The sequence below is a fragment of the Ramlibacter aurantiacus genome, from assembly GCF_016722895.1.
GTDB classification, from domain to species: Bacteria; Pseudomonadota; Gammaproteobacteria; order Burkholderiales; family Burkholderiaceae_C; genus Ramlibacter; species Ramlibacter aurantiacus.
In genome coordinates this window covers 1-11,380 of the sequence record NZ_JAEQNA010000018.1, presented here as the reverse complement: position 1 = coordinate 11,380, position 11,380 = coordinate 1, and the positions used below count along the sequence as shown (strand labels likewise).

Here is an 11,380-nt window from a genome sequence, read left to right as displayed (position 1 = left end):
CAGGGAGCGAGGGCTGCGTCTGCGACTAACAAGCAACTAGCGCGCTGGACCGTTAAGTTTGCAACGCCTATGATGAGCTAGGCCGACCACACTTCACACGCATGATGAAATTTCTGCTTGCCGCCGCTGCCATCGTTCTGCCTATTGCCTCACACGCTGGCCCCAAACTGATAGACGTGGTAGGGCTTATCCCGGGAGTCTCTGACGCGCAGCAAGTCCGCCAAGCCAGTGCTCAGCCGACGAGTACAGATGACGGGGTTTTTCTAGAGATCGGCGGGATAAAGATTCCATGTATTACGGATTTCTTGAATGGACGGCTGGCCGCCATGACCTGCTTCACGGGTAGTAGTGGGTCGAGCAAATACACCAGAGAATCCAACCAACAGGTTTTTGAAGAGTTAGTTGCGGGTTGGACGCGGAAATTTGGGGTTCCAGATAAGACTGAACGCCAAAAAGTCCGGACCCGCGCAGGCGTGGAGTATGAGCAGCTTTCCGTTAGTTGGATGGACGCAAGCGGCAATCGCCTGGAGATCGCTAACATGATGCAATCGGTCACCCAGGGCTTGATTTCGATCAGGTCGGCGGATGCTCTTCGAAAAGAGGCGCTTGAAGAAGGTCAGCGCAATGCCGCGAAGAAGTTTTGAGTGAGCCCTCATCGGGCTACATCTGGCAGGGTCGGTCCACTGGAGGAGAATGGTTATGGGGTGGTTGTCGGAGCTCTTAAGCGAACCGAAGCACGGATCGGGGGCATTACTAAACGGGAAAGACCTGGTCCTGGACGAGTACAAGGAGTTGTTTTGGAGTTGCGCCGCTGAAAGCTTGGCTATGTCGCTGCGCAGACTCACGACACTCGGTCAATCCGGGAGCTTTCCCGGCGGACTGACGCAATCCATTGCGCAAAACAGAAGCGTGGCCGAAGGGGAGTTGATGGCACTGATTACTGCCGTTTGGCTATATCACGCGTGGGCTGGAAAGTGTGCGAGCTACGATGCACTAGCCTTGGCTGTTAAGTCAATGGTCAGGCCGAACGATGCACCCGACGAAGAATGTCTTATTGAGGTCTTTGCCCGGCGGAATTTAAATGTGCTCACGATGGAGCACTTGATGCGAGCCCGGGGAAAGTCACTGGCGGACGAGCAAAGTGCCGAGCAGGTCGTCACACACTCTATGGCGCAAGGCTACCAATGGCTGGCGAACAACTTTGGTGCCATTGAGCCATCGCCAACCGAGGAGGAATTGTTCAACGTGAAAACTACGATTGGACTAGCGAAGGATAGTACCTTGCTGGGACTTCAGCGCATGGGGTTGACCTATCGGCGACAAAGCGCGACGGAATTCGCAGCTGCGCATGGCATAAAGATGCCGAAGTAGCCATTACCTAAACCGGCGAAGCGCGAGCTTGACGATCGTCGAGAGCTGTGAATTCAGGACGGGCACGGTCGTAGACGTTTGGATGCACACACATGCCGCAAAGTGCTCGTTCTGTTCGATCCCAATGCATAACAGGGATCTCGGTAGGAGCGGGGCAGTCTATAAATGCAGCGAACTTAGCTGATCGATCAACCCCTGAAGTTCGCTTGGATTGGCTGCCTTTGCTTGGCGCAGTGTGGTGCGGCGAGATGCAAGCAGGGATCGCGCCAAGGCCAACAGCATATCCCCACCGGTAACAAATTCCCACCTCTTCGAACTCTTGTTGAAGTCGCCACCAACATCGTGCGCTAGGGCAGTAACGAGAGTCGCCAGTTCGTGTTCATATGGAAAGACGTGCAGGCTTATATAGGAGGGGCACATTCGCAGGTAAATCTTAGTACGCTGCGATGTCTGAAGTCCTGCAAAGATTAGTTCGTGGGTGGGCTTGAAGTAACGTTCGTAGTTCCGTTTCTTTCGCTCAACGGCTTTGCGTCGCTGCTCAAATTCCTCATCAAACCTCGCCTGCTCCTCTGCCTTTCTGAGCCGTTCCTCCTCGATGATCGGCAATCTTGCCTTGTAGCACGCCTCCGCCTGTTGCTCTGCTTTCGGGTTGTAGAGCCACCGCGTACAACCAGAATTTTCCAACACAAGCCTGCGCAGTCGTCCCAGGTCCAAATCCTTGTCTGGAGCTATCACAATTTCAACAGTTGGAGCACCTTTGCGTCGAATCTTGGAGAGCTTGTCGCTATCGACGAAATGAGTGACTGCAACCTCGATGTATAGGCGGCGTCCCCCAACTACGCCAATGAGGTCAGGCCGTATGTCGCCCTCGTTCTGCTCGACCGTTACCGAATCGAACTGGACTAATTTTCCTGGGATGTCAGCGAAACCGTAGGCGACCATGCTGTCGTAGCAGCTACTCGCAACCGTCTCTGCGCTTTCAGGAACGTACGCCCACCCGTGTAGGTTCACGGCGTTGTTGTGATCTCTTTGAACAATACGGTCGCTGTAAGGCAGTTTGATGACTCCGCACGACGGTACCAGCAATGCTCGATCAGTCTCGACGATCGATTTGATGGCCAGATGGAGTGCGGACTCGTAACCGGCGAGGCAGGCGTCTGCCTCGTAATGCGCGAAGTGCCAAGCGTTCCTATCACCTTGCTTGGCGACCAGTTTCGCGCCACAACCGGGACAGTGGCAGTTACACCGAAGTCCCCGTTCAACCTCTCGGATGCCGACGAGCTGGTTGTGCTCGTTCACCGCGAAGGGCAGCCGGTGGAGGGCTGATGCGGCAGCTGGGTCGCTGGCGCCCTTCAAACTGACGCTGTCTTCGCGGTGGCTGGTCATGTGCGGCGGAGCGGGTACCGGTTCGGTCCTCTCGTCGGTGATCTTGTCGATCGTTGTCGGGATTGCTTCGATGGTAGCGCCGTCGGACCGATAGCGTCCGCGGTGTCTCCCGTGACGTGCACGGGGAAAGGCATGGCCCTGTTGCCTGACCAAGTTGTAGCTCGAGATGGTGGAGCCCCCTACCTCAGTACAACCATGCTCTTTCGTCTCGGAACTTTGTACATCACCCCCGGAGCGACCGAACTGCTTCGCGATGGACCACTGCCGCTTCACTTTGTCCGCCTCCACGTCAATGGCATCTGGGGTGATCTTGCGGACGAGGATCGCAAGGCGAACCTCCGGGCGATGGTCTACGATGAGCGAATCTTATCGGCCTATGTCGTAAAGGACACCAAGCTCTACGTAATCACTGAGGCCGACCGGTCGTCGACAACCGTGCTACTGGCATCCGAATATTAGTCCGGCTGTAATCCCGTAGAGGGGCGGATCTGTGCGGCCTGACACATCTGCTGCGCCTATCGCAAGGATTTCATGTGAAATCCACCGTCAGACAGTCGTAAAGCTCGCATGAGGCACCCACGACAGCTAACAAAAGCTGGTAATGTCAAACCAAAATTCGGACCGGAAAAATACCCGGGCTTTCTCTTGAGGTTCTACCGGCATCTGCTCCGCCCATTCCGGTATAGCGGTGACGTCAAACACCAGGTGGTCATACGTCTTGTCCTCGGTGGTGAACAGGCGTTGATTGACCAGGCGTTTCTCGATATTTACGTATCGGTCGCCCTTTTCGCGAAATATGATAAGCTCTTCAAACAAGCGCTTGTCAACGAGCACGTATTCAAGTGCGACGCCGTTGAACGGCGTCGCACGATCAACAGCGGGATCATTAACGTCGATGATGATGGCATCGTCGACAGAGTAGCCCCAGCCTCCTTTGATAGGCAGCTCCCCCAAACGGGGGAAGTCTTCAGACAATACTCTCCGCAGTGAGACGTTTGTAGATACTTTGAGCCGGTTTGCGTCTAATTCCATTTGACACGTTAGGTGAGCTTCACCTGTGAGTAGCTCTAGGCTTGTTGAGGGGCTGCTGTATATGCGCTGAGTAAAACACAACGGGAAAGGTTTGTTTGGCCAGATCGGTCGCGCCAAGGTGCAGCAGTTCACGAACCTGAACATGCCAGGCAAGCGTGAGTGGTCGCCCTAGAGTTTGCGCTGAAAACCATAAGTCTGAGAGTTGGATTGCGAAAGGCTCTAGGACGTTCAGCCGCAAGTTAACATGCGCGAAATGGCCAATACCAGTAATTCGGCGTGGCCAGAGCTCCATAGATCCTTTGACATCGTCTAACTTGGCAACTGGAATAATCGAAACATCTACGAGCGCGGCACCGACGCCGGGTTCGAGATTCAGGTAGAACCATCCCTGGTAGCAATCTCTAGACAGGCCGGAGTCTGGGGTGATGTCGTACGGCTTCAGTTCGAGTTCTCGCCCCGTTAACTCGCATGAACACAGCGGCCCCATTTGCGAAGAAGAGGCGCGGACATGCCTCTCCCACGCGGACCGCAAGCGCGCGTCCCACGTGTGTGGGGCGTGAACGGCGGGTTCTGATGCAGGGGTGGCGGAAAAAAAGCCCATACCGTAGTATGGCCGAGCTTGCGCCCCCGACGCGAGACTGAACGCAACGACTCAGTGCAGCGATGTCAGTTCCAGGCAGCACGGGCAATACTTGCGGGAGTCGACCCATTCGCTCTTGGAGGTCAAGAGGCATTTCGAGCAGACGTATGTAAACGTGTACTGAACCCCATGGCCGCCGCCTGGCCCCTCCTGACCAAGCGTTGTGGGCTGCCGGCAGTCCTGGTTGGGCAGTAGTCCCGGTGCTGAGAGGGTGTGTGGGTCCAAGTCGGTCCAAGCGGTCGCATCCCCTTCTTCGGGGAAGCGCGCCACGAGTGCTTCCAGTGGATGTTCAGGAGTTAAGGGCCTCCTGCGGCCACCCCGATTCCGCCGGTTCTTTTTACTGGCCATGTGTGGCTACCTCCGCAGAAGCTTCACGGGCGTTCAGACGGTTGATCACGTCCCTCGCACGTGAGGTGACCTGGCGCGCTTCCAGGTGTGCATAGCGCATGGTGGTCTTGATGTCGGAGTGGCCCAACACCTCGCGGACCTCGTAGACGCTCATTCCGTTCTGAATCAGCCGCGACGCATGGGTGTGACGCAGCGTATGTACCCGACAGTCAGTTAACCCGGCACGCCGGAACGCCTTGCGAATGGCCTGCGTTGCGTACCCTCGTGCGCTGCCCTTGCGGTTCAGGAAGACGTGCTGGCCTGTGCTCTCCTGGCGCCGGCGTTCCAGGATTCGGCGAACGCGGTCCGTCATGTAGAGGACAGCTTCGTTCTTGACCTTGGCGCGCCACAGGTGAATCGTCCGTGTCTCCAGGTCGATCCGTCGCCACTCGATGTTCGCAATTTCGCTGTATCGAGCGCCGGTATCGAGGAGCAGGACGACCAGGTCATAGGCGTCTTGGACGTTCCTCATTGTCTCCACGTCTCGCTGGCTGGTCGGTGCAAGTCCGGACCCGACCCTCGTGGGTTCCAGCTCGCGCAGTAAGCGGGTCTCCTCGTCCACCGACAAGTACCTCAAGGGGGAGCGGCCGAGAGCGATTGAGGGAAACTCAACCTCGGCGGTGGCATACCCGAGCCGCTTGGCAAACTTGATCGCTCCCCGGATCAGATTGAGGTTGTGCTTGATCGTCTGCGATCCGACGCCACTCGCAAGCCTGACCCGCTTCACCTTCTCCAGGTCATGAGAGGTGATCTCGTCGAGCTTCTTGCCCGGCGGAATAATCTTGCAAACGATTCGTGCCGACGAAATCAGCCCTGCGTGCGACGGAGTGCCGGTCTTGCTCTCGCAGTACTGCTTGATTGCCTCGCCGACGGTGACCGGTGGACGGTGCCCGAGGAAGTTCTGCGCGTGCAGCTTCGCCTTCCATTCGGTTTCCATCTGCTCCGCGGCGCGCTTGTTGGTCGTCTTCGATGACATGATGAACGTGTGGCCGTTCATCTGGAACTGTATGTACCAGAACTTGCTGTTGGACCGCTTTACGATAGACATCGTCATCCCCGCTACTACTAGGGAGCCTCCCGCGAACCGCCCAAAGATCACAACCGGGCAGACTGGCTTCAAATCAGGCTGATCTACCTTTGATTGTTCTTCCGGTATTTCGTTCAAGCCGTTGTCTTGAGTCGGGAACAGAAGGATCGTGCATCGCGCCATGTGCTCGTTCGACAGTACCTTGAGTCCCGAACACGAAAGCCTCTTGATGGATGCGGTGAGGGATCTGACCTGTGATACCTCCTCCAAGGAGGTGTTTACAGAGCTCCTTCTCACTGCCCTTGAGGACATATCAGGATTCGAGGTGATGGACGAAGCGAGAACACAGCAGATCGTCAACTACTTCTGGAGCAAGTACCGTGGGAAAAAAACCGACTGAATCGAAGACCGCCGACGCCTTGGGCGAGGAAACCCAAGTGGGGGAAAACACGTCCGGTGAAAGCGCGCTCGATAGCAGTGAAGGTCCGACGGACGCAGCAGGTCCAGATCTCACTCATCCCAGTGTGAAGACTGCGATCCAAGCCGGACAGAAAGTGATCGCAGATGGGGGTACGAAAGCTGATGCGGCCCGTGCGATGTTCGAGATCATTAAGGACGAGCCAAAGGAGGTGATCGTGGCCGCCTTCGTGGTCGGCGCCACGCTGACGGAAAAGGGTGCGCTCACGTACTGGTACAACTGCAAGCGGAAGGCGAGCAAGGCAGCAAAACCGTGAAGGGGGAGGGGCTGGTGCACGACCGGCCCCTGCCGTTACAGCGACGGCTTCTCGCGCCTTCGCTCAGTGAGCCGACGAACCGCGTAGGTCCTCGCAACTTCCAGGGAAGCGTGATCTGGCGAATAGATTACTCGGTCGCCTTTGCCTGATTGATCGCGTTCAGATTTTTTCAGTTTCCCGCCAATCAGTTTTAGAACTTCAGCGAGCTGTCTGACTGGCTTGCTCTTCATGTCAGATCTGGGCGTGAGGTTGAATACGCGTTGGAGAGCGACGAGATTCCCTTCGAACGCTGAGACGAACCCCTCCAAGTCGGTTTTGTCGATGCGAGCGCTCAGGTCCAGATCATTTCCGACCCTTTGAATGTTTGCAGCGGTGAGCAACTCCCAAAGAAGGGTGCGCCGATATTGATACTGGAACTTGTCTGGGCGAAGCGAGTGCCTGCCTCTCTCGTCCCAAGCTGCAACCTCCGCGTCTGTCGCAAGGAGGCACATGAAGTTCCGGATGCAATCACGCCTCCGCCCCTTCATGTCGTATGTAATCAACTCCTCAGAAATCGACTCTCCGTAAAAGTCTTCAATGGCGTATCGTTGCATTGCCGTCCTCTGTTCATCCATAAGGTGGCCGCGCTCGTCAAGTAGCTGGAATTCTTCATACTCAATGGCGGTCAGCTTGGGTGCATCGACGATTGAAAGGGCCCGCCGCTGATCCCGCTCAACCTTACCATTCTTCATGACCTTGGCGCCTAAGCTCGCCAGCGTTGCGTCTCGAACCACGGTGATCACTTCGCATCCGTGTGCCTGTCGATATTCGATGAACAATTCCCTCAGCTTGTTTTTCGATGCACGCTGCATCGCGGTCACATTGGAGTAGATCCTATCGTACATCTCGTCCCGGAGATAGACCTCCTTCCCGTCAGGACCGATCGACTGAAGTACCCGGTGGTCCTTTTCCGACGCCGTGATCTCCGCTCGGATCACGCCAGGGTCAGTCTCGAACTCAAAGTTATCCGCGGCCACCCATACAAGCGTTTTCTTTGGATGGCGAACCCGCAGCAGCTGTTGGTCGATTTCCAAATGCGTTGTCACAAGTGGTCGAAAAATGCCGACAACCAAGTCAACTTTCTGTTCATTTTCCGGAAAGGTGATGTCGACTCCAGTCGAGATGGAAGGCGACGCCAAAATCAAGTCGTAGTCAAGAATTTTCACCTTGATGTCTCTTATGAATTCTTGAATCTCTGGCTTCTGTGAGTTGTCGCTGGTAATGGCGATACACCGGAGGTCTGAGCGACTGCTGAACACCGGAATCTGCGCTTCGAGTAGGTCAACGTCCGCCTTTGAGTTGGAGCACACAACGACTCGTTCTCGACGCTTCACGGCTGCGATTAGCTCGCCCACAATCTGCTGCGGAAACGGCTCATCGACAATGTGAAGCTTAGCCCCGACTGGCTTCCAGTCATTTATGTACGTACGCTGGGTCTTTTGCGGGAACATGTCTGCCAACGTTGAAACAGTCAGCTTAGATAGGTCCGCGTCGAGCAAAACCGCCCGACTTGATTGTTCAAGGTAGTGCTGCAGCTTGAGGAGAACTGCTCGCCGGTTCTCCTTGAGCGTGCTGGAGAGACAGTGAGAAATGACCTGTTCGCACTCATCGATTATGACCACGTCATACTTATTCGTCTGCGTGGACATTTTGTGCAGACTGTCGAGGCATACGGCAAAGTATCGCGTCGGCTGCTGCCAATTGCCGTTCGGGTCAATGTAGCTGTTGAGCCCGAGCCGTTTGCAGAGCGCCTGAATGAGCGACCTGCGATGACTAATCACAAGTACAGAGTAGCCATTTTCTTTCAACTCTTTGATGTACATACTCAACCATTCGGTCTTGCCGCCGCCCTTGACGGCCTTTATGAGCAGAATGTCGGAATCTGCGTTGGGCAACCTAAGGTAAACCGCTTCATGCTCGAATGGCTTCGGGAATGGGGATACGTATCGCGGGGTCAGTGGGGGTTCGTCATACTGTAGAAATCGTTCGTTCAGGATCTTCAAGCCACGGGACGATTCGATTCTTGCGAACGACGGATCTGCATCGACGTTGTCGAGTTTTTCATCATCCGTGAACGTTTTTGGTCCACTCCAGTCATAGTCGAACCACGAATGATCTGCGGTCGGCCGCTCACCCTCCACATAAAAACTGAGCGCACACTTGCTGCAGTAGATGCCGACACGTCTTGAATGGATTCGAAAGGCGCTTGAGTTTGTGTCCGCGTGCATTGGGCACAGCAGTCGTGTTCCCTCCGGAACATCGCTTAGGCGAACGTACTCACCTCGCTCCGTGTGGACGTGAACGTCTGCCGGCAACATCATCCGCGATCGTTGCGCGCCTGTGGCCGCTGGATTGATGCTCCGCGCGAGCACCGCTGCGCCGCGCTCCTTGCCAAGGTTGATCAGTTGCGCCAGCGCATCGTCCGACAGCTCGTTATCAAAGCGCTGCACGAACGCTCCGGGGTTGCCGAAGTACAACCGTGAGATGTCTTTACACGCTTCATCACCGGAGAACATCACGATCATTCCATTGATCGCGTAGCTAGCAAAGACTGGATCAGTTATGGGAGTCTTCAGGACAACGACCACACGAAATCGGTGTTCTTCCTCCGTGTGACTGGCCGTCGTGTACATGAAGGCGACGTTGCGTTGAACCCATTCGTTTTTCGCGACCTCGCTGAACCTTTGACCGTGATCAATGTCCGCGCACAGAACTTGAACTAACTCGAAGTTCTTAGAATTTCGAACTCCGCGGCAATGCGGCGCGATGGCGTAGCCGCGATCGCGTGCGGTGAGATCCGCAACTAGCTCAGTAAGGAGCGCTTGCTTCTTCACCCAGGAGTCGTGCTGCCGACCAATTATTTTCGATTCAGGCTTGCCAAGCAGCTTCTGGTTGATGGAATAGTAGATCGAGGGCATGCGTGCAGAAAAAGAAAAGGGCGGACAACATGCCCGCCCGTCTACGTTCTTGCTTAACTTCAGGGCGTTCGTGGCTCGACGTTTCCTTCGGGCCCATAATCCCAAGCGTGAGCGATCTCTCGGGCTAGATCGATCAACTCAATCCATTGGTCTTGCGTGAGCTTATGTCCGTTGTAGCGGATCATTTTCAGACGGAGCGCCTGATGCTCCTGCCTCAAGCGTTCCACTGTGTCGAGAACCTCTGATCGACCACTGTGGATAAAGGCGGTCACCACTTCCTGAAGCGAACACATTTCGACAGCGGTATACCAGAACTCGTTAGTATCCTCATTGGCAAATCCAATCCACGCATCAAGCGACTCATCCTGCGCACCCAGGATTTCAGTGAAGATCTCGCAGCCGGACAGTTGGGAAGCAAGCTTGGCCCGTGCGGAGTCGACCAGATGAGGCCCAATGTTCCCCAAGGTGTTGTAGTAGCCCTCCACCAGATCCAGGAACAGCGCGGCAGACGATCCGTGGCTCGCGCTTCCGAATCGGGCAATTTCCGGAGTAACCAGGGTAAGTTGAAGGCCTCGGTTACCGCAATGTTTCAGGACGGCGGCTTTACGCAGCATCTCCGCCTCCCTGCGCAATGTTGAAAGTTTCGTTGGTTGCCGTCGATGCATCTCCACCGCGGCAAACCGGGCAGGGACTCATCTCCGATTGCCATCGTTGCTTCGAGCCGTGAACCATTTCGATGAACTTCAGGTCGCTCAGAAGCCGTAGCATCAAAGCGCCCAGTGCCTGCAGTTGCTCCGGTTTTAGGTTGCGCCGGTTCTTTTCCGGGGGAATGGGCCCTGTCGTCCCGACGAAGTGCAGCTCGCGGACTTCGGCGCCGATTGCCTGCAACTTCGCAGTAGTCCAGCCATCGCGCTTGAGCGCGTGGGTCTGAGCTTCCAGATAGTCATCGTGTCGAATAAAAGGCATTGTTGCGCTCCTTGTTGAGTAGAACGCCACTTTGACCTCAACGTCTCTTCTTATCCATCAGATATCAATGATCTGAACCAGATCTGATCACACCTTTTCAGATCTGAAGCTATGCCGGGCTGGCCAAGGTGTACCCTTCGGACGTGTTATCTGTTCTGGGAGGTCGAAGATGAGGCTGAGCAAGGTTGCGTTGGCGCTCCAAAAGGAGCCCAGCCTGGCTGAGTACATCGGGAAATTGAAGGTTTGGCACGGGTTCATGGTCTTGGCCGGCAGCGACGGGTGGGACGAGGACCTCACTCGAGACATTCGTCCGTTGCCCGAAGAGACTGAGGACGAATGGCTTGAACGGTGCTGGGACGATCTGCAGCCGCTGGAGGAGCATCCCATCGTTGTCCTCAAGTCTCGGGAGGAGATGTGGAACGATTGGGACGGCGGCTTTCCTGAGCTTCATCTGCGGATCGACTTTACTCATTATTCCGATCGGGAAATACTCGACGCGATGAAGGAGATCCTTAAAATCCGCCCCAAAAAGGAATCTCGGGGACGGAGTACCAGGATCCGACAGAGGGCCGGTTTTCAGCTAAACGGTGATATGGACCTGAAGTTGATGCAGGACACGTTGGCGATAATGCGGAATGAGGGAAAGCCGCTCAGAGTGATTGCGTCGATGGTGTACCCTGGCCTGGACGGAGCCAATCAGCGAGTCTGGGATCGTCAGCAAGCGGGACGAAAGATGCTGGAGGGTATCAAGAAAGGGCGGTTCCCATATCCAGATAGACGTCACAACGGCCAGATCTAAATCCACGGATTCTCCGCGGAGGTGCATTCACTATGAATGGCGTCGCTTCTGGTGCAGGTCACTCTCACAACCACCGTCACC

12 protein-coding genes are annotated in these 11,380 nt (G+C 55.6%); 6 read left to right on the top strand and 6 right to left on the bottom strand.

Features of this window, described 5'->3' with window-relative positions; genetic code table 11:
- Nucleotides 1-101 precede the first annotated feature (101 nt).
- Nucleotides 102-644, top strand: coding sequence for a hypothetical protein (locus JI739_RS24160; RefSeq protein ID WP_201686587.1), 543 nt, complete (start codon nucleotides 102-104; stop codon nucleotides 642-644).
- Between the two features lie 55 nt (nucleotides 645-699).
- Complete coding sequence (locus JI739_RS24155) at nucleotides 700-1,371, top strand: hypothetical protein (protein WP_201686586.1); 672 nt, start codon at nucleotides 700-702, stop codon at nucleotides 1,369-1,371.
- A gap of 159 nt (nucleotides 1,372-1,530) precedes the next feature.
- Here JI739_RS24155 and JI739_RS24150 read toward each other — a convergent pair whose 3' ends face one another.
- A complete protein-coding gene (locus JI739_RS24150; protein ID WP_201686585.1) occupies nucleotides 1,531-2,757 on the bottom strand; it encodes a competence protein CoiA family protein in 1,227 nt (408 codons plus the stop codon).
- A gap of 132 nt (nucleotides 2,758-2,889) precedes the next feature.
- Here JI739_RS24150 and JI739_RS24145 point away from each other — a divergent pair, with 132 nt between their 5' ends.
- Nucleotides 2,890-3,216, top strand: coding sequence for a type I restriction endonuclease subunit M (locus JI739_RS24145; RefSeq protein WP_201686584.1), 327 nt, complete (start codon nucleotides 2,890-2,892; stop codon nucleotides 3,214-3,216).
- A gap of 126 nt (nucleotides 3,217-3,342) precedes the next feature.
- Here JI739_RS24145 and JI739_RS24140 read toward each other — a convergent pair whose 3' ends face one another.
- Nucleotides 3,343-3,732, bottom strand: a complete 390-nt coding sequence (locus tag JI739_RS24140) for a hypothetical protein (protein ID WP_201686583.1) — start codon at nucleotides 3,730-3,732, stop codon at nucleotides 3,343-3,345.
- A gap of 1,034 nt (nucleotides 3,733-4,766) precedes the next feature.
- A complete protein-coding gene (locus tag JI739_RS24135) occupies nucleotides 4,767-5,864 on the bottom strand; it encodes a tyrosine-type recombinase/integrase (protein ID WP_201686582.1) in 1,098 nt (365 codons plus the stop codon).
- A 181-nt stretch (nucleotides 5,865-6,045) separates the two neighbouring features.
- Between JI739_RS24135 and JI739_RS24130 the strand changes: the two genes are divergently transcribed.
- Together JI739_RS24130 and JI739_RS24125 are read left to right on the top strand one after the other, a co-directional pair.
- Nucleotides 6,046-6,243: a hypothetical protein gene (locus JI739_RS24130; RefSeq protein WP_201686581.1), complete on the top strand. Its 198-nt coding sequence runs from the start codon at nucleotides 6,046-6,048 to the stop codon at nucleotides 6,241-6,243.
- Complete coding sequence (locus JI739_RS24125; protein WP_201686580.1) at nucleotides 6,224-6,577, top strand: hypothetical protein; 354 nt, start codon at nucleotides 6,224-6,226, stop codon at nucleotides 6,575-6,577. Before JI739_RS24130 ends, JI739_RS24125 begins: the two co-directional genes overlap by 20 nt.
- Before the next feature lie 35 nt (nucleotides 6,578-6,612).
- Here the strand turns inward: JI739_RS24125 and JI739_RS24120 are convergent, their stop codons facing one another.
- The 3 genes from JI739_RS24120 to JI739_RS24110 are packed head-to-tail and all read right to left on the bottom strand — an operon-like array spanning nucleotide 6,613 to nucleotide 10,500.
- On the bottom strand, nucleotides 6,613-9,534 hold the full coding sequence (locus tag JI739_RS24120) for a plasmid replication protein, CyRepA1 family (protein ID WP_201686579.1): 2,922 nt from the start codon (nucleotides 9,532-9,534) through the stop codon (nucleotides 6,613-6,615).
- Nucleotides 9,535-9,593: 59 nt separating this feature from the next.
- Entirely contained in the window at nucleotides 9,594-10,148 is a 555-nt protein-coding gene (locus JI739_RS24115; protein WP_201686578.1) for a hypothetical protein, read from the bottom strand.
- On the bottom strand, nucleotides 10,138-10,500 hold the full coding sequence (locus tag JI739_RS24110) for a hypothetical protein (RefSeq protein WP_201686577.1): 363 nt from the start codon (nucleotides 10,498-10,500) through the stop codon (nucleotides 10,138-10,140). Before JI739_RS24110 ends, JI739_RS24115 begins: the two co-directional genes overlap by 11 nt.
- A 169-nt stretch (nucleotides 10,501-10,669) precedes the next feature.
- On the opposite strand from JI739_RS24110, the gene JI739_RS24105 reads away from it, so the two are divergent.
- Nucleotides 10,670-11,299, top strand: a complete 630-nt coding sequence (locus tag JI739_RS24105; RefSeq protein WP_201686576.1) for a hypothetical protein — start codon at nucleotides 10,670-10,672, stop codon at nucleotides 11,297-11,299.
- The last annotated feature ends 81 nt before the right edge of the window (nucleotides 11,300-11,380 follow it).